The sequence below is a fragment of the Alistipes sp. DJF_B185 genome (assembly GCF_964250025.1).
Classification (GTDB): Bacteria; Bacteroidota; Bacteroidia; order Bacteroidales; family Rikenellaceae; genus Alistipes; species Alistipes finegoldii.
Window position 1 is genome coordinate 72,059 of record NZ_CAXUDY010000004.1, and the last position, 19,186, is coordinate 91,244.

At 50.9% G+C, this 19,186-nt stretch carries 20 protein-coding genes; 2 read left to right on the plus strand and 18 right to left on the minus strand.

Translation table 11 applies throughout. From position 1 onward, the window contains the following. Positions 1-6: 6 nt before the first annotated feature. Together ACESTR_RS06855 and ACESTR_RS06860 are read right to left on the minus strand one after the other, a co-directional pair. Positions 7-459 carry a GNAT family N-acetyltransferase gene (locus tag ACESTR_RS06855; protein ID WP_022043562.1) on the minus strand — a complete coding sequence of 151 codons (453 nt, stop codon included), beginning with the start codon at positions 457-459 and terminating at the stop codon, positions 7-9. 11 nt (positions 460-470) lie between these two features. Continuing rightward, positions 471-929 carry a YqaA family protein gene (locus ACESTR_RS06860; RefSeq protein ID WP_009597736.1) on the minus strand — a complete coding sequence of 153 codons (459 nt, stop codon included), beginning with the start codon at positions 927-929 and terminating at the stop codon, positions 471-473. A gap of 125 nt (positions 930-1,054) precedes the next feature. On the opposite strand from ACESTR_RS06860, the gene ACESTR_RS06865 reads away from it, so the two are divergent. After that, entirely contained in the window at positions 1,055-3,190 is a 2,136-nt protein-coding gene (locus tag ACESTR_RS06865; protein WP_373179036.1) for a GH92 family glycosyl hydrolase, read from the plus strand. A gap of 241 nt (positions 3,191-3,431) precedes the next feature. Here ACESTR_RS06865 and ACESTR_RS06870 read toward each other — a convergent pair whose 3' ends face one another. Both ACESTR_RS06870 and ACESTR_RS06875 read right to left on the minus strand, forming a co-directional pair. Beyond that, positions 3,432-3,692 (minus strand): DUF6582 domain-containing protein, encoded by a 261-nt coding sequence (locus ACESTR_RS06870; RefSeq protein WP_009597790.1) that lies wholly within the window; start codon positions 3,690-3,692, stop codon positions 3,432-3,434. A gap of 84 nt (positions 3,693-3,776) precedes the next feature. Continuing rightward, positions 3,777-4,187: a secondary thiamine-phosphate synthase enzyme YjbQ gene (locus ACESTR_RS06875; RefSeq protein ID WP_195289862.1), complete on the minus strand. Its 411-nt coding sequence runs from the start codon at positions 4,185-4,187 to the stop codon at positions 3,777-3,779. Between the two features lie 165 nt (positions 4,188-4,352). Between ACESTR_RS06875 and ACESTR_RS06880 the strand changes: the two genes are divergently transcribed. Beyond that, the gene (locus ACESTR_RS06880) at positions 4,353-4,793 is read left to right on the plus strand and encodes a DoxX family protein (RefSeq protein WP_279064923.1); all 441 of its coding nucleotides are present in this window, start codon (positions 4,353-4,355) and stop codon (positions 4,791-4,793) included. Positions 4,794-5,545: 752 nt separating this feature from the next. On the opposite strand, the gene ACESTR_RS06885 is transcribed toward ACESTR_RS06880, so the two are convergent. The 14 genes from ACESTR_RS06885 to wecB all read right to left on the minus strand — a co-directional run bounded on the left by ACESTR_RS06885 (position 5,546) and on the right by wecB (position 19,180). Continuing rightward, entirely contained in the window at positions 5,546-5,899 is a 354-nt protein-coding gene (locus tag ACESTR_RS06885) for an RteC domain-containing protein (RefSeq protein WP_229111624.1), read from the minus strand. Further along, the gene (locus tag ACESTR_RS06890; protein ID WP_022333576.1) at positions 5,892-6,080 is read right to left on the minus strand and encodes a hypothetical protein; all 189 of its coding nucleotides are present in this window, start codon (positions 6,078-6,080) and stop codon (positions 5,892-5,894) included. Before ACESTR_RS06890 ends, ACESTR_RS06885 begins: the two co-directional genes overlap by 8 nt. A gap of 390 nt (positions 6,081-6,470) precedes the next feature. Next, complete coding sequence (locus ACESTR_RS06895) at positions 6,471-7,559, minus strand: nucleotidyltransferase family protein (protein WP_333872523.1); 1,089 nt, start codon at positions 7,557-7,559, stop codon at positions 6,471-6,473. Then, a complete protein-coding gene (rfbB, locus tag ACESTR_RS06900; protein WP_279143506.1) occupies positions 7,560-8,669 on the minus strand; it encodes a dTDP-glucose 4,6-dehydratase in 1,110 nt (369 codons plus the stop codon). Then, the gene (gene rfbD / locus ACESTR_RS06905; protein WP_373179037.1) at positions 8,666-9,538 is read right to left on the minus strand and encodes a dTDP-4-dehydrorhamnose reductase; all 873 of its coding nucleotides are present in this window, start codon (positions 9,536-9,538) and stop codon (positions 8,666-8,668) included. The genes rfbB and rfbD overlap by 4 nt, the downstream gene beginning before the upstream one ends. Beyond that, positions 9,531-10,103, minus strand: coding sequence for a dTDP-4-dehydrorhamnose 3,5-epimerase (gene rfbC / locus ACESTR_RS06910; protein ID WP_022333341.1), 573 nt, complete (start codon positions 10,101-10,103; stop codon positions 9,531-9,533). Before rfbC ends, rfbD begins: the two co-directional genes overlap by 8 nt. 4 nt (positions 10,104-10,107) lie before the next feature. Next, positions 10,108-10,986 carry a glucose-1-phosphate thymidylyltransferase RfbA gene (rfbA, locus tag ACESTR_RS06915; protein WP_130065204.1) on the minus strand — a complete coding sequence of 293 codons (879 nt, stop codon included), beginning with the start codon at positions 10,984-10,986 and terminating at the stop codon, positions 10,108-10,110. A 409-nt stretch (positions 10,987-11,395) separates the two neighbouring features. Next, on the minus strand, positions 11,396-12,640 hold the full coding sequence (locus ACESTR_RS06920; protein WP_055203753.1) for a glycosyltransferase family 4 protein: 1,245 nt from the start codon (positions 12,638-12,640) through the stop codon (positions 11,396-11,398). A gap of 11 nt (positions 12,641-12,651) precedes the next feature. Continuing rightward, positions 12,652-13,689 carry an ornithine cyclodeaminase family protein gene (locus ACESTR_RS06925; protein ID WP_055203751.1) on the minus strand — a complete coding sequence of 346 codons (1,038 nt, stop codon included), beginning with the start codon at positions 13,687-13,689 and terminating at the stop codon, positions 12,652-12,654. A gap of 10 nt (positions 13,690-13,699) precedes the next feature. After that, complete coding sequence (locus tag ACESTR_RS06930; RefSeq protein ID WP_082426686.1) at positions 13,700-14,983, minus strand: acetyl-CoA carboxylase biotin carboxylase subunit family protein; 1,284 nt, start codon at positions 14,981-14,983, stop codon at positions 13,700-13,702. Beyond that, positions 14,961-16,160: an ATP-grasp domain-containing protein gene (locus ACESTR_RS06935; protein WP_022332790.1), complete on the minus strand. Its 1,200-nt coding sequence runs from the start codon at positions 16,158-16,160 to the stop codon at positions 14,961-14,963. The genes ACESTR_RS06930 and ACESTR_RS06935 overlap by 23 nt, the downstream gene beginning before the upstream one ends. A 1-nt stretch (position 16,161) precedes the next feature. Continuing rightward, the gene (locus tag ACESTR_RS06940) at positions 16,162-16,767 is read right to left on the minus strand and encodes a sugar transferase (protein ID WP_022332791.1); all 606 of its coding nucleotides are present in this window, start codon (positions 16,765-16,767) and stop codon (positions 16,162-16,164) included. Positions 16,768-16,771: 4 nt separating this feature from the next. Next, positions 16,772-17,977, minus strand: a complete 1,206-nt coding sequence (locus ACESTR_RS06945; RefSeq protein ID WP_204822933.1) for a DegT/DnrJ/EryC1/StrS family aminotransferase — start codon at positions 17,975-17,977, stop codon at positions 16,772-16,774. 15 nt (positions 17,978-17,992) lie between these two features. Next, positions 17,993-19,180, minus strand: coding sequence for a non-hydrolyzing UDP-N-acetylglucosamine 2-epimerase (wecB, locus tag ACESTR_RS06950; protein ID WP_022332793.1), 1,188 nt, complete (start codon positions 19,178-19,180; stop codon positions 17,993-17,995). Positions 19,181-19,186: the final 6 nt, after the last annotated feature.

Consider the following 19,186-nt stretch of genomic DNA (forward strand, 5'->3'; position numbering starts at 1 on the left):
GATCCGTTATCTCAGCTCCATGCGCAGGCGCACCATATGGCGGCACTCTACGCCGTTTTCGAAAATCGGAGCGGGGTAGTGCTTCCGGAAGTAGTCTTCGTCGATGCCGCAGCGGACGAAACCGCACCGTTCGTACAGGGCGATCTGCCCCGCGCCGATGTCTCCCGTGCCGATTTCGAGCAGTCGGAACCCCGCATCGCGGGCCGTTCGTACGGCATGCTGCAATAACGTCGTGGCGATGCCGCGGCGCTGGTATTCGGGCGCGACGGCGATGTTGACCACTTCGGCCGTGAAGGGCCGCGTATGCAGTAATACGTATTGGCCGAGGAGCTGCCCGCTCTGGCATGCGGCATAGGTCGTGCCGCGGTCGGCGTAGTCGGCCACGGACTCTTCCGATTCGTCGGCCAGCAACAGCAGGCTGCGGTCCGGAGTGTCGGTTTTTACGATTTCGAATTCCATGCGTTGAGGATTTAGAGAAGCGATGCGGCACCTTGGAAAGTCGCCAGCACGACGATATAACGCAGTGTCTTGCCGGCGAGCATCGAGCCGCCCGTGAGCCAGACGTTGCTGCGCATCAGGCCGAGGACGATGGCGATGGCTTCGCCGATGGTGGGCAGGAACGAGAAGAAGGCCATCATCGCCCCGCGCCCTGCGAGAAACCGGCGGGCCTTGTCCAGCTGTTTCTCCTTTACGCCCAGCCGGGTGATCCATTCGCTCTTGCCGAGCGTGCCGATCCAGTAACAGCTCATGCCGCCCAGTGTATTGCCCGATGCCGCGGAGACGACGCACAGCACGGGGTCCAGCCCCATGTGCACCAGTACGAGCATCACGGCCTCGGAGCTGAACGGCACGACGCTTCCGGCGATCAGCGCCGAGAAGAAAAGGCCCCAGTAGCCCCAGTCGATCAGAAATTGCGTGAGTGTCTCCATGTGTCGTGTCCGGTTTTGTGCAAGAGTAGTCCGCCTGCGGGACAAAGATAGTTTTTTTGCCCGAAAGGGGTTGCACGTGCCGGATGAAAAGCGCTAATTTTGTCTGAAACGAATTCTCACCGCTTATGTTGAAAACCGGACTTTGTATCGTATTGTTCGCCTTGGCCGCCGGGTGCGCGCCGAAGCAGAAACCCCTTACCGACTATGTGAATCCCCTGCTGGGAACCGCGACGCTCTGGGACAGCGTCGATCTGGGCTTCAAGCCCACCAAACGTACGTGGGGAGCCGAGGTCTTCCCCGGTTCGTCGCTCCCCAACGCCATGGTGCAGGTCAGCCCCGTCACCAAATTTCACAGCGGGGCGGGCTACCAGTATGAGGATAGCGTGATTTACGGCTTTACCCACACCAACAAGGGGCATTGGAACCTCTGCCATATTCCGCTGCTGCCCGTCACGGGCACGCCGCTTCCCGGAGACTACTGTTCGCCCTACAGCCATGCGCGCGAATCGGCCGCTCCGGGTTACTACCGGGTTTTTCTCGACCGCTACGGCGTCGATGCCGAGCTGACCTCGACGCTGCGCTGCGCGTTTCATAAATACACCTATCCCGCCGGGGCGCAGGCGGCTCTGCTGGCCGACCTGCAGCGTTCGAACGAACATGTTCGCGCATGGGATATCCGTAAGGAGGGCGACAACGCCTTCGCCGGATGGCAGCAGACGGGCGAGAAGATGTATTTCTATGCCGTGGCCGACCGTCCCGTGACCGGGATCGAGCCGGTTGCGGAGGGAGACCGTGAAATCCGCATCGTCCGCTTCGGCGACGGTGACGGTCCGGTCGAACTGCGGATCGGGTTCTCGTTCGTGAGCGAGGAGAACGCCCGGAAGAATCTCGAAGCCGAGATGCTCGGCAGGAGTTTCGCCGACGTGCGCTCCGAAGCGACCGCTGTGTGGAACGATCTGCTGGGGCGGATCCGTGTCGAAGGAGGTACGGAGCGCGAAAAAGGATTGTTCTATTCATGCCTTTACCGCTCGTTCCTCTGGCCCGCGCTGCGCAGCGACGTGAACGGCGAGTTTACCGATGCGGACGGCGAGGTCGTCAATACCGGGTTCCGTTATTACACCGGGCCTTCGTATTGGGACGATTACCGCAACAAGCTGATTCTGCTCGGCCTGCTGGCTCCCGATGTCGCGGCCGACGTCATCAGCTCGGACACCGACCGGGGCGAAAAGCGGGGCGGATTCATGCCGACCTTCTTCCACGGCGACCACGCTTCGGCGTTCGTGGCCGGAGTGTACCTGCGCGGCATCCGCGGTTTCGACGTGCGCCGCGCCTACGAGCTGGTCCTGCGCAACGCCACCGTGCAGGGGCCGATCCGCCCGTGGCTCGACGAGTATGTCGCCCGCGGCTATATCCCCGAAATGGATGTCGAGAATCCCGTGACGCAGACCGTATGCAAAGCCGCGGTTACGAAAACGCTCGAATACGCCTACGACGACTATGCCGTGGCGCTGCTGGCCGATGTGCTGGGAGATGGGGCGAACCGGGATATGCTGATGAAGCGCACGTCCAATTACAAGAACCTCTTCGACCCCTCGACGGGCCTGATGCGCGGACGGCTCGACGACGGCTCGTGGATCACGCCCTTCGACGACCAGTATCCCTATTACGAATACATGTACCGCGAAGCCAACGCTTGGCAGCAGGCGTTCTTCGCGCCGCACGATACCGAGGGGCTGATCGGTCTCTATCCCAGCCGCGAGGCGTTCGGGGCGCAGTTGGACAAGCTCTTCTCGATTCCGTGGAAGGGCTACGAGGTGGACAACCTTTCGGGTTTTATCGGGCAGTACTGCCACGGCAACCAGCCCGACCACAGTTTCCCTTACCTGTATTACTTCATCGGCCGTCAGGAGCGTTCGCAGGAGCTGCTCGACCACATTCTGGACCGGTTCTACGGCATGGGACCCGAAGGACTGGCGTTGTCGGGCATGGACGACGCCGGCGAGATGTCGTCGTGGTATGTCTTCAACGCCATCGGGCTTTACACCTATTCCCCGGCCGATCCCGAATATATCGTCACCGTGCCGCTGTTCGACAAGGTCGCAGTGTCGCTGGGCGACGGTTCCCGCTGGTCGATCCGCCGCGAGGGAACGGGCCGCCGGATTACGGGCATCACGTGCGGCGGAAATCCGGTCGGTGGTTGGTTCGTGTCCCACGATGCGCTGGGCAAAGGCGAGCTGGTGATTGCGACCTCGGAAAAATAGACGGTTGCGGACGCCCTGCGGATGATACGACGCGCGGGCATGCTCAGTAACCGGCCGGGATTGTCCGGACGACAGCGGCGGCGGAATCGGTTTCCGCCGCCGTTTTTTGTGCCGGAAACGCTCGATGCGGTTCGTCCGTTCGGGGCATGCGGACCGGAATCCGGACCGGGGACGGTCGCGGAAAGCGAAGGCCGGGGCGTTTGTGCTCCGGCCTTCGCGCGTTCCGGCGTGTCGCGCGGCGTTACTCCTCGGCCCAGCTGCGGATAACCTGACTCTGTACGTTTACGCCGTATGCAGCGGCCTTGGCGAGGATACGCCGGGCCAGAGCCGCCTTTTTGTTGTCGGGCGCATAGCGGAAGTAGGCTTCGGCGGCCCGTACGTGCTCGGCGTCCACGAGCGGGAATTCGCGCGTTTCGGGAATCCCGAATGCCGAGTCGGGCAGTTCGTGCCGCTCTTCGGCGGTGAGCCGGTCCGCGGTCTTGTGTTTTGTCGCTGTCGTCATTGCTTTCCCTTGTTTGGTGATCCGTTTCGGGAAGATGCAATTTTTCGGCCAGCGCGTCCGCTTGTCTTCTGAATTGCGGCCGGACTATCCGATTAGGGTGGCGACGATGCGGCGGCCCGAAGCGCGGTTGCGGAATTCGCAGAGGTAGATGCCCTGCCATGTGCCGAGGTTGAGCCGGCCCTGTGTGACGGGTATTGTCAGTTCGACGCCTGTGAGCGTCGATTTGGCATGCGCCGGCATGTCGTCGTCGCCTTCGAGCGTGTGGACGTAGTAGGATTCGCGCTCGCGGACCAGCCGGTCGAAGATGGCCGAGAGGTCCGTGCGGACGTCGGGATCGGCGTTTTCGTTGATCGAAAGACCTGCGGAGGTGTGTTTGATGAAGAGATGCACCAGCCCGGCGTCGGGCAGCGGCGGCAGGTTGGCCGCGATTTCGTCCGTGACGAGGTGAAAGCCGCGGGTGCGGGGGCGTAGTGTGAATTCGGTCTGCTGGATCATGGCGATGTTGTAAATTGCTGCGGTAAAGATACGAAAAATCGGAGCATGCTCCCTTTGCCGTTGCGCGGTCCGGGGCATATCACATTGCGGATGTCCGAAATTGTGTGGCGGAGTGTTGGAAATTCCGGCATTTATTGTGATATTAGAGCATAAATTCCCAAGATTATGTATACAATACTGAGATTTCTGTTTCCGGACAAACCTTATACCGCCGGCAATTCGTGGCTGCTGCTCGCGGCCCGCATTATTTTCGGAGGACTGCTGATGTCGCACGGCATCGCCAAGTGGCAGAACTTCGATGCGCTTTCCGCCGCGTTTCCCGATCCGCTGGGTGTCGGCGGCGGTGTTTCGCTCGCGCTGGCGATCTTCGGCGAAGTCGTCTGTTCTGCCGGGTTTATCGCGGGGTTGTTCTACCGGCTGGCTCTCATCCCGATGATTTTCACGATGTGCGTGGCTTTCTTCGCCGTACACGGCGGCGATCCGTTCGCGGCGCGCGAACTGGCGCTGGCCTATCTGTCGGTTTACGTGCTGATGTACGCCGCAGGTCCCGGTCTCTATGCGGCCGATACGCTGATTGCTCGGCATCTTCCGAAGCCGCGGCGGTAGTTGAACCGGTTCCCTTATCCAGATTCCGCCCCGATACCCTTTTTCCCGGAAGAGGCGATGGATGTGTCTCGCATTTTCGCAGGCAGAATGCTTAAGACACGTTCGGTAGATTCCTTGTCCATTCGATAAAGCGACGAGACCGACACCTTCTGATCGGATGTCGGTCCCGGTTTGTTTTTGATTATTTGCCGATGCAGCATATTATGCTAATTGATTATCAATAATTTACGGCTTAAAAGATAGACTGCTCAAAAATTTACTTGTTTTTTCGCCGAAAATCGAAGATTTAACGTTTTTAACCTTAGTTTGTCTTCAAACGAAGGGGAAAAGAGAATAATGGCTCTCTTTTGCTCTTAAATCTCCGTTTCGCAAAGATAAGGCATATCGGTGATTATTTCGCCGATTGTGGCTGTAAAATAGAGGGTAATTTTACGGATTTTCGGATGGGCTTTTGGTGGCTTGACAAGGGCTCGAATCATGTTTGTTTTGTGAGCAGGATTTCTGTGTCTTTTGATGTCAAAAGTGCTAATCTAATCTAACTATATGATAGACAGTATATGACAAAAGTCGAGGTAATGATTTGTTAACTCTGAAGGCCGTGTCCTTTGCATTCATTAGCTTTTCAAAGACTCTTATGCAAAGATAAAAAATAGCCGATAAAAAAGCAAATGAGAATTCTCTCATTTGCTTTTTCTCTACTTAGGCGTTCCAGCTATCAACGGTTATATTCTATCTGATTGTTACGCAAGATGTCAAGAAAATGCGTCCCGCAACTTGCGGTTGATGAGCGTATGGTGGCACTGTTCCGGATTATTGATCCGGACATTGAAAGTTCTGGAAAGCACATCGACGAGTGTCGCCAGATCGATCCGCGTGCCGTCGATGCGGCGTATGGCTCCAGAGAGATGCAGTGCCGTTTTCAGTTCCATGATATCCGTAGGCGTGAATTGTTCGGAGAGGAACAGCGGCGATTTAGGGACTTCGACCGATACCGGGGCGGCGATGGACGGATAACGAAGCCGGGTAAAGACTAAACGGATCTCGAAATTCGTCAGCAGAAGCTCCGATTTGAGCAGCGACGCTTGCGGAGATTCCTTCTCAAACAATCCGCGCTTGCAACCGCATCAGGCGGGATTGGAGGCGGGCAAGTTCGTGCAGCAGGTCAAGGGGCGATTTACAGGATTGAGCCGTAAGACCGTGCAGCAGGTCGATGAACTTTTCATAAGCCGCATGAAAGGCTGTGCACTCCGCATCCGACAATCGACGGTTAAGCAGTGTGTCAAGCATGACGATAAATTGATTTTTGTCCAAGTTCTTCCGAGAGCGGGATTAAACAGCCGTAACGATTCGATTTATCGGATCGTTACAGTTTTTATATAAATAACAGGTGACGAGAAGGCAACGGTTTTTTGTCAGTATCTTGCACTAATTTTCTTTACTTCAAATAACCATTGCAAAAGTACAAAAAATTGGAATAATTAGAAACACTTGATATATCATAATTTAGTACGATATTATCATTTCAATCTATCCAGCCCTCTTTCTCATCGTCTTTGGTCACCGGCGTCCGGCGGATAACCCACCACAGGAAATTATAAAACAGAGCGAGGAATACCGCCCAAAGAAGTAGCCATTTCATAATAAACATATCATTACACCCAAAACAGTGTCCACGACCTAATGCGCTATGGACTTAGGCTTTAACAGATGGCTGTATACCTGCCTGAAAAACGTATGTATCAAACCTTCCCGGTAAACGATCCGGTGTTTCCAACGATTCGCCAACCAACGACGGAATTTAAACCGCATTATCCGGATAAAACCTTTTTCAGGAAATTTCTCGCTGAACTCAGGATGCAAAATATCATTTAAAACCCGTTCTTCGAGTTTTAAATCACGTTCGAACGAAGGAAATAGTTTCGCATCTACCCCTATGTTATTTATTGAAATAGCATTTATACAATTCAGAAATCGATGCATGTTCATCCGGCGGGCCGTCGCATAAAGCTCCGTCCAATCAATCTTATCACAGTAACGGAGGATGAACATGCCCCAATCGGCTATATGCCTCATCCCAATCTCCGCTGCAGCGAAATGTGCTGCGGCATGCCGTAACAGAAATAATGCATTGAAAGAGGGTGACGGAAGATGAATTTCCGTATCTTTCAGACAGATCGTTTCACCATGGATTTCGGCATAGGTCCTCAGCAACTGCTCGATCTCACGATTCGATGCATGGGCATGAACATTCAGAAAGTCGTAATGATTTTCGACCATAATTCCGTCGATGAGAAAAACTGTATGATGGTGTTTGTCTTCATCGATCCGAATTCCCCATTCACGACATAACAACTCGTCCGCTTCACGCTGTCGACCAAAAAGCCAGATATCGATATCGCCACATTCCCGATGTTCGGGGCACGGATAGCAAAAGCTCAGTCCATACCCTTTCAAGAGCATCAGCGAAATGGAATGGGAAGCATAGAATTTTGACAATCCAGCCAATACTTTTTCCTGTTTTCGATAACGATCTTCAATTTGTTCGACATTATAGGCCCATTGCACACGCAAAGACAATGGTAAATATTCCGTTGCATGCAATTGCCGCAAAGCATCCCAGATCAATGCCCCCGTCCCCTGTCGAACAGCCAAACGATAAAGTTCACCCCATTGGAGTTTAGCCAATTCCGGTAAAATTTCTCCCGGGCTTTCAGTTCCTAATCCTATCCTTAGTAAGGAAAAATATATTTTCTCGTCACGGGTCATTTATCTTCCCTTATACATGCTCTGATAGTATTGCTGGTACTCGCCAGAAGTTATGTCGTCCATCCATTTTTGGTTTTGGAGGTACCAGCGGACAGTTTTTTCGATTCCTTCCTCGAACTGCAGGCTGGGCTGCCAGTCCAGTTCGCGCTTGAGCTTGCGCGAGTCGATGGCGTACCTCAGATCGTGGCCTGCGCGGTCTGTGACATACGTGATGAGCTTCTCCGACGACCCCTCGGGGTTGCCCAGCAGCCTGTCCACCGTCCTGACGATCACCCGTATCAGGTCGATGTTCTTCCATTCGTTGAAGCCTCCGATGTTGTACGTGTCGGCGACCTTGCCCCTGTGGAAGATCACGTCGATGGCCCGTGCATGATCCTCGACGTACAGCCAGTCGCGCACGTTCTGCCCGCGGCCGTACACGGGCAGCGGCTTTTGGTGGCGGATGTTGTTGATGAAAAGCGGGATCAACTTCTCCGGGAACTGATAGGGCCCGTAGTTGTTCGAGCAGTTGGTCACCAGCGTCGGCATCCCGTACGTGTCGTGGTAGGCCCGCACGAAGTGGTCGGACGAGGCTTTCGAGGCCGAGTAGGGGCTGTGCGGGGCGTACTTCGTCTCTTCGGTGAAGAACTCCTCGCCGAAGGGCCCGCCGCCGCTCTCCCCGCCCGCAGCATCTCCCTCGGGACGGGTCAGCTCCAGCGCCCCGTACACCTCGTCGGTGGAGATGTGGTAGAACAGCTTGCCTGCCCAATCACCGTTCCAGTATTCCCGTGCCGCCTCGAGCAGCGAGAGCGTGCCCAGGACGTTCGTACGCGCGAAGGTGAACGGATCCCTGATCGAGCGGTCGACATGGCTTTCGGCCGCGAGGTGGATGACCCCGTCGATGCCGTACTGCCGGAACAGTTCACGCATCGCCTCGAAGTCGCAGATGTCCCCCTTCTCGAACACGTAGTTCGGGGAATCCTCGATGTCCCGCAGGTTGGCGAGGTTCCCCGCATAGGTCAGTTTGTCCAGGTTCACGATCCGGTAATCCGGGTATTTCGTCACGAACAGGCGTACTACGTGCGAGCCGATAAAGCCCGCTCCGCCCGTAATCAGGATAGTGCGTTTCATGGGTTATTTTCTGTGAGTCGTTTCATGCAGTAGATCAAAGCCTCCCTCCAGTGGGGGATGTCCATTTGGAAGGTCTCTTTGAATTTGGTCTTGTCCAGCACCGAGTAGGCCGGGCGGGTGGCCTTGGTCGGGAATTCCGACGTGTGGCAGGGGATGATGCGGCATTTGTCGTGTCCCGCGGCCGCGGCGATCTCCGTCGCGAAGTCGTACCACGAGCAGACGCCCTCGTCGGTGAAGTGGTACACCCCCTCGTTGCCCGCGTAGCGTTCCGACTCGATGATCGAGAAGAGCGCAAGCGCCAAGTCCCCGGCGTAGGTCGGAGTGCCGATCTGGTCGAAGACCACCTGCAGCGTATCCCGCTCCGAGGTCAGACGCAGCATCGTCTTCAGGAAGTTGTTGCCGTATTCCGAGTAGAGCCACGCCGTGCGGAAGATCAGATACCGGCACCCGGACGCCATGACGGCGCGTTCGCCTGCAAGCTTCGTGCGCCCGTAGGCTCCCAGCGGCGAGGGCGTACCATCCTCTGTATAGGGCGTATGGGCCGTGCCGTCGAAGACGTAGTCCGTCGAGACGTGGAACAGCGTCGCGCCCGTCGCCTTGGCCGCCGCCGCGAGATTGCCCGCGGCCTTGTGGTTCAGCAGCTCCGCCGTAGGTTCGTCATCCTCGGCCCGCTCCACGTCGGTATAGGCCGCACAGTTCACGATAACGTCGATCCCCTGTTCCCGGACCGCACGCAGGACCGCCCCGGCATCGGTGATGTCCAGCTCCGCGACGTCCGTACAGATATAGTTGTGGGGCGAGACACAGCCCAGACGCTGCAGGGAGCGGCCGAGCTGTCCGTTCGCCCCCGTGATCAGGATATTAAGCATAGTAATCCGTATTATAGTTGAACAACTCCCCGGCCTCCTCCAGCCGCGGGTGGTGGCTGTCCTTGGGCGAGAGCACGACATCTCCGGGCAGCAGGTGCCAGTCGATGCCCAGCGTGGGGTCGTCCCACGCGATGGCGCCCTCCGACTCGGGGGCGTAAGGGTTGTCGCACTTGTACTGGAACGTCGCTTCATCGCTCAGCACGGCGAAGCCGTGTGCGAAGCCGCGAGGTATGAAGAACTGGCGTTTGTTATCCCCCGAGAGCTCCACCGAGACGTGTCGTCCGAACGTGGGCGAGCCGCGGCGGATATCAACCGCGACGTCGAGCACACGGCCCCGGACAACGCGCACGAGTTTCGACTGGGCGTATCGCCCTTTCTGGAAATGGAGGCCCCGCAGTACGCCGTAGCGCGAGTGCGATTCGTTGTCCTGCACGAAGCGCACTGAACGCACCTGCTCGTCGAACTTCCGCTGCGAGTAGCTCTCGAAGAAGTAACCCCGCGCGTCGCCGAAAACCTCCGGCTCAAGGATAACCACGCCTTCTATGGCCGTTGTCAGAACTTTCATGGGATTATTTTTCGTCGAGGAGTTTCAAAAGGTATTGTCCGTACTGGTTCTTGAGCATCGGCTCGGCAAGTGCGCGCAGCTTGTCCGACGTGATCCAACCGTTGCGGTAGGCGATGCCTTCCAGACAGGCGATCTTAAGACCCTGACGCTTCTCGATGACCTCCACGAAGATCGAGGCTTCGGCCAGCGAGTCGTGCGTGCCCGTATCCAGCCACGCGAAGCCCCGCTGAAGCGTCTGCACCTTCAGCTCGCCGCTTTGCAGGAACGACTGGTTGACGCTCGTGATCTCAAGCTCCCCACGTGCGGAGGGCTTGATACCCTTCGCGACATCCACGACCTTGTTCGGGTAGAAGTACAGGCCCACCACTGCGTAGTTCGACTTCGGGTGTGCGGGTTTCTCCTCGATCGAAAGGCAGTTACCCACCGCATCGAACTCCGCCACGCCATAGCGCTGGGGCTCCTCGACACGGTAGCCGAAGACCGTAGCCTTGCCATCCTCCTCCGCCGTGCGGACGGCCTCGCGAAGAAGACCCGTGAAGCCCGAGCCGTGGAAGATATTGTCCCCCAGAACCAGACACACGGAGTCGTCGCCGATGAAGTCCGCGCCGATAAGGAATGCCTGTGCAAGACCGTCCGGGGACGGCTGCTCGGCATACGTGATACGAACACCGTAGTCGGAGCCGTCGCCCAGAAGACGTCGGAAACCCGGAAGGTCATCCGGTGTAGAGATAACCATGATATCGCGGATACCCGCAAGAAGCAAAGCCGAGAGCGGGTAGTAGACCATAGGCTTATCATAAATCGGAAGCAGCTGCTTGCTGACACCTTTCGTGATCGGATACAGGCGGCTGCCGCTCCCGCCCGCTAATACTAGGCCTTTCATGAGTCAAGTGAATTTTGATACACTTCCCGAAAATCTCAATATGCTAATCAACTCCACTAGGCTACACAAGTCATTTTACCCCTTAAATATACAATTGATTAGGTCACACAATCAGCTTGATTGATTCTATTTTTACAAAGAAGGTATTTACAATAGATTACTGATTTTTGAATCGAAAACAAACTCGGATCTACTACCTTTGTTCTTTATGTATCAATATGTTATGGCCATTCTTTGTTTTTGAGGTCACGAGGTTGTAGCGGCCATTTTACTCCACATTACATCTCTATGCTAGAAATGTAAAAATACGAATTATTTTTGATGTTTCCAAATATCAATTTATTGGAAAATTGGGTTGTGCTAACATACATTATCGACAGCTAATGTGAATGTAATGAAAACTGTAAACTTAGTGCCCAACAATAGATTCAATAACGCCAATATATTTACGAGTTCCAACTTCCCGAGTTAGATGTTCTAGAATATAACAACGACCTCGTTTTCCCATTTGAACGCACTCCTCCGGATTAGAATATAAAATATGTACTGCCTTGACAAATTCCTGAATATTTTCAGCTTCTGTAAATACTCCAAGACGATTCTTTTCGATAATATATTGCATATCAGTCCCTCTATCAAAACTAGCCAATACAGCAGTTCCTGCAGACATAATGCTCCATGTTTTACTAGGCATTGCAATGTCTCCAAATCCTTGTTTGCATGATACAACTGCGACATCACCCAAACTATACACACACGAAACCTTTTCATACGGTTGAAGTGGTAAAAATTTTAAATTGGAGAGTTGCATGTGTTTGGCCTTTGTGATGTATGGCTCAGCTTGTTTCTCTGCCCCAAAAACCAAAAATTGTATATCAGAATTATCGTGTAATAAGTTTGCAGCCTCAAGTAAAATATCAATATTCTGAGCACTACCCAAATTCCCTGCATATACAACATAAAACTTGTTTTGATCCAATCCAAATTCGGCAAAAAGGGGATTTTCATTCCGTGGTATCGGGATAATAGCAGTTTCATCAACCCAATTGTATATGACCTCGATTTTGGACTCTGGGACACCCTTGGCCATAATATTGCGTTTGAAATCCTCAGAGATGACGATGATCCGGTCGGCATTCCGATAGGTAAAATCTTCAATCATCCGACCGACTTTCCACAATGCCCCACCTTTTTTTGCCATGCCCGTTCCAACCAAGGAATCGGGGAAAATGTCCTGAAGACTGTAAACGAGTGGGATGCGCCGTATTTTCTTAATCAATGCAGCCATTGCTCCTTGGATAGGTGGTGTGCTGGAAATAAACATTACATCGCATTGCCGAGCCTCCTGGGCAAAACATCCCCAATAAAATTGTCGGATGCACGACAGACTGTAGCGTAACGCACGCACTATCGGACCTCCACCTTCACGCATCAGAGAGAACCGATATACGATCATTCGGCCGCCATACATCGAATCAGCCTTTCGGTGTTTGTATTTTTTTCGTTCTTCGATGGAAATACCTCGTGTCGGAACCGGTGTATAAACCACCATGTCGAACCCTGCATCAGCAAAAGCTTGATTTCGGTTGTCGCTTAAATAAGCACTTGCCGCCTGCTCCGGATAAAAATAAGCTGGCAGATAAAGTATTTTCACTCGCAGTATTTTTAAATAAAACAACGGTAGTCCACTCGATCCGATTCTGCCAACACGATATCACGCCCTAAACCTAATAAGCTAGCCTCGCGATAGATTTCATGGGCAAAATTCAAATCGATGTAAGAAAGACCTACTGAATTGAAATAGATAAACTCCTCGTCACTCTCCCGTCCCTTTTTCTGACCAGCGATAATTTCCGCTAAATCGGCATAAATATCTTTATCCTTGAGTAATCCCTCTTTATACATGCGGCAAATCGTCTGGGTGCGGTGCTTGGAAGCATTCCAATCATCACATACGATCTTATCGGCTTTGAGGGCCACACCATATTCATCCTCCCAACCTCCTACATGGATATAAAGCATTCCGGCCCGAACATCCCGAGCCTTCAGTACCGGTGCTTGTCCGCTAATGGCTGTTACGATGATATCGGTATCTGCCACGGCCTGCGAATTATCGCCTCGGCAGGCGATAAAATGAACATCCGGAATTATTTTATCAAATTCGGCTATGAATCGGTCTTCGGTTGCACTGTGCCGGGAAGCAACTTTGCAGGTTCTGATCGATGGGAAGAGATGTTTCAGCAGTGTAAAGTGCATCCGAGCCTCTTCTCCGGCTCCAATAAATCCAACTGTTTCCACCTTTTTGGGTGCCAAATATTTGGCTGCGACACATCCTACGGCCGCTGTCCGAAGTTGTGTGCAAAGTGTTCCATCGATTACAGCGATTGGGAATCCGGTTTCGATTTCTGACAACAACATAACCCCCGTCACATTCTGAATGCCTTTCGGAGCATTGGTTGGAAAAACGGAAACCCACTTTAATCCGGCTACTTTATTTCCCAATAAAGTAGCCGGCATACAGTTAATCCGATTTTGTGTCTGTGTGTCAAAAATCTGAGATATTTTATCAGGAAAAAGAACCTCTCCTTTTGAAGCTTTAAGAAAAGCGTCTTCAACAATTTCGAAGAGTCGATCTGCATGACTATCAAAAATTGCAGCTACATCTTCTTGAGTTATAATTTTTATTGATATAGTATTATTCATTGCCCTTCCATTAGAAAATTATTTTTCCGACGTCCAGCATTCGATTCACCATGTTATTCCCATGCTCGTCAAAAACAACCAGCATTTGGTGAATCCGATCTATGGTTTGTATACATTCCTCAGTTGTATTACAAACAAAATGAACCAATGCAAAAACTTGAGAGAATGATCCCGAGGATTCAATCCGATCATGAAGATATTTAGTCGTGGCTAGATAAACTATGTTTTCTAACTGAGCAATTTTATCTAAACCTGAAATACTAGAAATTGTTCCAGCATTGATATGAACCGGATATATGCAATAATATTTCTTTCGAGGCAGGGTACTCCGAATTAATGAGGTGTGTTCGGAGATACAACTTTCGCCAGTTAATGCATAATGAATATCCGCTGCGACTTGATTAATTTGATAAAAATAATCGACTGGGTATATTGAAACCGATCCACCGTATCTAAATCCTACTTCATTAAAATAGTAATTTTCTCCATCATGAAAAACTTCAATCCAAACACTGCCTTCTCGAATGCCGATAGATTGAAACATCTCTGCAATTTTTTCGTCAAAATGTAGACGGAATTCTTGAGTAAGTTTACTCTCGAATACAAACAAACCTCCAACATAGCTACCTTGCTTTTGGTATTTCACTGGATATTTGTCTTCCAAACCAGAAAAATACATCTTGCCGTTACTGAAAGTATAGAACACCACAACGCCATCGTTTTTTACAAATTTTTCCACAATGACGCTGCCTGTGGGCGATGCCTGACGTGCAATCGCATAACCTTTTCTCAACTCTTCAGAATTTCGGCAAACGGAAAAGCCACTGCTACCACAACCATCCGTTGGTTTGGTAATTACAGGAAATGCACTATCGGGAATATTGCGTTTGGGATTCTCCAATTCATAATCATATTTCGGAACAACCGGCAGGCCATACTCGATACATAATCGTTTAAAATGCTCTTTGTTTTGCAAATACTCCCACTGTTCTCTGGTACAGTAACATGGCAGACCAAGTTCCTGAAGATAACCACAAGCCGTCGAAATGACTGATTCACTCCCACCCATATAAACTCCGTCAATCCGTTTCTCCCGAATGAGTTGTTTCATAGCCTCTGTATTTGTGGAATCTACGTCATAGCACTCATCTGCAATTTCAAATATTCCAGCATTATGGTTATTCCCAGTAGCGATCAGTATAATTCCTTGCTCTTGGGCGAAATCCTGAATCGCTTTTTTCCATAGACTGCCGCCGAGCAGCAACAATCGTTTATTTGCCAGATTTTTCTTCATATATTTCTATTTTGATTTGTTTCATCGCTTGTTCACATGCCTCGATTGCCGCAGCAGCATCTCCCCTTTGAGCAATTACACATCCCATACGGTCGATACTACTATGAATATCTGTGACAAGATCTCCGATTTTTTTTGTACAGATGATATCGCATATACCCGCAATTTTTCGTGCAGCATTTATACCTTCAATAGAATAAATTTTCCCTGGACAAACTTGAAAATAACGAATGGCACTACCCTGTTCGAATTTGGGTTCAATATCGGGATACAATCCTAAGGAAATGTCAATAGTTGCCTTTACCATATCTATTCCCGTTGAAAGAGGTACAAGATGCGTCGTGATACAGTCCCCTCCCATTCGAGCTCCTAACTCGACCATCTTCGGCCCCTGAGCGGTAACAATCATTTCAACGTGAGCAGGTCCCATATTGATTCCGACACTTCGAATTGCTTTGACCGCTAAATCCTTGATAGTATCAATTGTTGTTTTGGATAATCGGGATGGTTGACTATGCCCCATTTCGACAAAATAGGGAGCTCCCGTAGTCAACTTGTCTGTAACAGCAAGAATATGAGGTATTCCGTCAACAGTCATCACCTCTACACTTACCTCCGGCCCCTGCATATACTCTTCAATGATTACGGTACCATGGCGGGATTGTTCCCGGCTGTATCGGTATGCTCTTGACAATTCTTCAACCGCATGAACCAATATGACTCCTCGACTACCGGCATTATCCGTAGGTTTGATAATGCATGGAAAACTTAACTCCGAAATAATGGATTTTAATACTGATTCATTTTCAACTATATGATACCAAGGTGAAGCTACGCCGTCAGCTTTGAAAGCTCGAATCATTTCACCTTTGTCAGTACAACGTAAAGCTGTTTGTACAGAAATGCCGGGTAGGCCAAATTTTTCGGCTACTGCCGCCAACGATCGCATTGGCATATCTGTTGCTAGAGTCATAATTCCATCAGGATGGAATGTTTCTGCAACTTGACAAATCGCCTCTATATCAATAGTACTAGCAGGGAAAAACTCGTCTGCAAAAAGAATCCCAATAGCTTGCGGATTATAATCGGCAACTGCAACATAATGCCCCATTTCTTTGGCTTTCAGAATTGCAGGGAGTTGCAAAGTGGATGCACCAAGAATTAATAGACGGCTCATTTTATTCAGCCTTTTTATCTTTTACAAAAACATTTTCTCGTTTTAACACCGAATATGCCGTGTGAAATAAGATTTTCAAATCGAAAAGGAGAGATACATGATCGGTATAATAACAATCCTGCAGAAATTTTTCCTCTTGACCAACAGAATTACGAAAATAGGCCTGGCTATATCCTGTAATACCGGGTCGTACGGTTAGGCGTTTGCGCCGAACGTCATCGTATTCGGCATAAGGTATGCCCGGTAATACAGGGCGGGGACCGACAAAACTCATATCACCAATCAAGACATTGAGAATCTGAGGAATTTCATCTATACTGGTTTTCCGTATAAAACGTCCTATACGAGTCACACGCGGATCATCACTGGAATTAAATGTAGACCCATCTGTATTACGTATATCGGGAGCATTCACTTTCATTGAACGGAATTTGAACATTTTGAATATTTTACCATTCAATCCAACACGTTGCGCATTATAAAAAGTCGGTCCTCGATCAGTCAGCCAAATCAATGGTACCATGATTAGAATAAGAAGCAGCACAAAGGGTAATGCAAACAAAGCAATTATCAGATCGAACAACCGCTTGAAGAAATGTTTGTACATAACTTTATCGGGAAATGATATCGACAAAATTTGAGATGACGAATTCCACATCTTCGTTGGTGAGACGGGTATGCAATGGAAGCGTTACTTCGTTGCGGTATTGATTGTAGGCATTCGGATAATTGGTAATATCGAACCCGAGAGCCTTGTAAGCAGTCATCATCGGAAGCGGTTTGTAATGAACGTTGCAGGCAATTCCGTGTTCTGCCATTTTGACAATAACTTCGTTGCGTTCTGCCACATCCATATCCAGCAGGCGCACGATATAAAGGTGGCCGCTCGACGAATGATCCGGATCGTAATGATTGAGGACTTGTACATTCGAATTCTTCAGCGCTTCGTCATAACGACCGATTATTTCCCGACGTCGGTGCAACATTTCCGGATAACGTTTTAACTGTGCTAATCCGATCCCTGCCATAATATCGGTCATGTTGCATTTGAAATTGGGGGCAATAATGTCATACTCCCAAGCTCCAAGTTGGGTTTTGGCCAAAGCATCCTTATTCTGACCATGTAATGAGAGTAACTGGAATTGCTTATACAACCACTCGTTATCAATACCAGAAATAGATCGCCATGTAAGCGCCCCGCCTTCAGCGGTCGTAAGGTTCTTCACAGCGTGAAATGAAAAGGAGGTAAAATCTGCAATCTCTCCGCACATCCGGCCATGCCACTGTGCTCCGAAGGCATGGGCGGCATCTGCCATTACGACTATGCGACCGAAAGCCTTTTGGATATCGTTGGCAGGATTAAAAAGGTGTTTGTAATTTTCTATGGCGGCAAAAATTTTATCGTAATCGCAAATGACACCACCTAAATCAACCGGAATAATAACCTTGGTTTTTTCGGTTATTGCTTGGGAGAGTTTGTCGTAATCCATTTCAAACGTCCCAGGAGCTGTATCGACTAAAACAACTTTGGCTCCGACGTGACAGATTACACTGGCTGAAGCTGTATAAGTGTAGGCTGACGTGATGACTTCGTCACCTGGTCCAACTCCAAGTACCCGGAGAATCAACTCCATACAAGCAGTTGCAGAATTCAGACAAACCGATTTCTCAGTCTGGCAACACATCGAGATCAGTCTTTCAAACTCTTTGGTTCGCGGGCCGGTAGTAATCCATCCTGAGCGAAGAGCATTCGCAACTTCTGTAATTTCCGCCTCGGTCATGTCTGGAGGCGAGAACGGTACGTTTCTCAATTTCATATTCATAATCGTATTCTATTCTTTTCTCCAGACCATTTTGTTTACGACAGTAGTGTAGGACTGAATGATCTTAACGACTTTCGTCGAGACGTTTTCATCGGTGTAATCCGGAACGGGGATTCCATAATTGCCCGCGTCGTTCATTCCGATCGCCGTTTCCACAGCCGGCAAAAGCGATTTTTCATCGATGCCTGCCAGGATGAAGTCGCCCTTGTCCAACGCCTCAGGACGCTCCGTCGAGGTGCGGATGCAGACGGCCGGGAAGGGATGGCCTACCGACAGGAAGAACGATGACTCCTCGGGCAGCGTCCCCGAGTCCGAAATCACCGCTGCGGCATTCATCTGAAGGCAGTTGTAGTCGTGGAAGCCCAACGGTTCATGACGAATTACCCGTTTGTCCAGTTCAAACCCTGACTGCTCCAGACGTTTCTTCGAGCGCGGGTGGCACGAGTAGAGAATCGGCATGTCGTATTTCTCAGCCAGCGCATTGATTGCGTTGAACAGACTCAGGAAATTCTTCTCTGTATCGATGTTCTCCTCGCGGTGGGCCGACAGCAGCAGGTACCTCCCCTTCTCCAGTCCAAGACGCCGGTGGATGTCCGAGGCCTCGATTTCCTTCAAATTCGCGTGCAGGACTTCAGCCATCGGGGAGCCCGTAACATAGGTGCGCTCTTTCGGAAGCCCGTTCTCAGCAAGATAGCGTCGTGCATGCTCCGAATAACACATATTCACGTCCGAGATGATATCCACAATCCGCCGGTTGGTCTCCTCCGGCAGGCATTCGTCCTTACAACGGTTACCCGCTTCCATATGGAAGATCGGAATATGGAGCCGTTTGGCGGCAATGGCCGATAGGCAGGAGTTCGTGTCGCCCAGGATCAGCAGTGCATCGGGCTTAATTGTGACCATCAGCTTGTAGGAACAGTTGATGATATTGCCAACCGTTGCACCCAGATCGTCGCCGACGGCATTCATATACACCTCCGGGTCTTCCAAGCTCAGGTCTTTGAAGAAAATCCCGTTCAGATTATAGTCATAGTTCTGCCCTGTATGCGCCAAAACCGTATTGAAATACCTGCGGCATTTCATGATGACCGCTGCCAGACGGATGATCTCCGGGCGTGTGCCTACGATGATCAGTAATTTGAGTTTGCCGTTATCCGCAAACTTTACGTCCGAATAGTCAAGTTTGATTGTATTCATTGTACT

Bases quoted from the DNA above. Each gene is read 5' to 3' on its own strand.
- ACESTR_RS06855 (WP_022043562.1), bottom strand. From the start codon at position 459: ATGGAATTCGAAATCGTAAAAACCGACACTCCGGACCGCAGCCTGCTG.
- ACESTR_RS06860 (WP_009597736.1), bottom strand. From the start codon at position 929: ATGGAGACACTCACGCAATTTCTGATCGACTGGGGCTACTGGGGCCTT.
- ACESTR_RS06865 (WP_373179036.1), top strand. From the start codon at position 1,055: ATGTTGAAAACCGGACTTTGTATCGTATTGTTCGCCTTGGCCGCCGGG.
- ACESTR_RS06870 (WP_009597790.1), bottom strand. From the start codon at position 3,692: ATGACGACAGCGACAAAACACAAGACCGCGGACCGGCTCACCGCCGAA.
- ACESTR_RS06875 (WP_195289862.1), bottom strand. From the start codon at position 4,187: ATGATCCAGCAGACCGAATTCACACTACGCCCCCGCACCCGCGGCTTT.
- ACESTR_RS06880 (WP_279064923.1), top strand. From the start codon at position 4,353: ATGTATACAATACTGAGATTTCTGTTTCCGGACAAACCTTATACCGCC.
- ACESTR_RS06890 (WP_022333576.1), bottom strand. From the start codon at position 6,080: ATGCTTGACACACTGCTTAACCGTCGATTGTCGGATGCGGAGTGCACA.
- ACESTR_RS06895 (WP_333872523.1), bottom strand. From the start codon at position 7,559: ATGACCCGTGACGAGAAAATATATTTTTCCTTACTAAGGATAGGATTA.
- rfbB (WP_279143506.1), bottom strand. From the start codon at position 8,669: ATGAAACGCACTATCCTGATTACGGGCGGAGCGGGCTTTATCGGCTCG.
- rfbD (WP_373179037.1), bottom strand. From the start codon at position 9,538: ATGCTTAATATCCTGATCACGGGGGCGAACGGACAGCTCGGCCGCTCC.
- rfbC (WP_022333341.1), bottom strand. From the start codon at position 10,103: ATGAAAGTTCTGACAACGGCCATAGAAGGCGTGGTTATCCTTGAGCCG.
- rfbA (WP_130065204.1), bottom strand. From the start codon at position 10,986: ATGAAAGGCCTAGTATTAGCGGGCGGGAGCGGCAGCCGCCTGTATCCG.
- ACESTR_RS06925 (WP_055203751.1), bottom strand. From the start codon at position 13,689: ATGAATAATACTATATCAATAAAAATTATAACTCAAGAAGATGTAGCT.
- ACESTR_RS06930 (WP_082426686.1), bottom strand. From the start codon at position 14,983: ATGAAGAAAAATCTGGCAAATAAACGATTGTTGCTGCTCGGCGGCAGT.
- ACESTR_RS06935 (WP_022332790.1), bottom strand. From the start codon at position 16,160: ATGAGCCGTCTATTAATTCTTGGTGCATCCACTTTGCAACTCCCTGCA.
- ACESTR_RS06940 (WP_022332791.1), bottom strand. From the start codon at position 16,767: ATGTACAAACATTTCTTCAAGCGGTTGTTCGATCTGATAATTGCTTTG.
- ACESTR_RS06945 (WP_204822933.1), bottom strand. From the start codon at position 17,977: ATGAAATTGAGAAACGTACCGTTCTCGCCTCCAGACATGACCGAGGCG.
- wecB (WP_022332793.1), bottom strand. From the start codon at position 19,180: ATGAATACAATCAAACTTGACTATTCGGACGTAAAGTTTGCGGATAAC.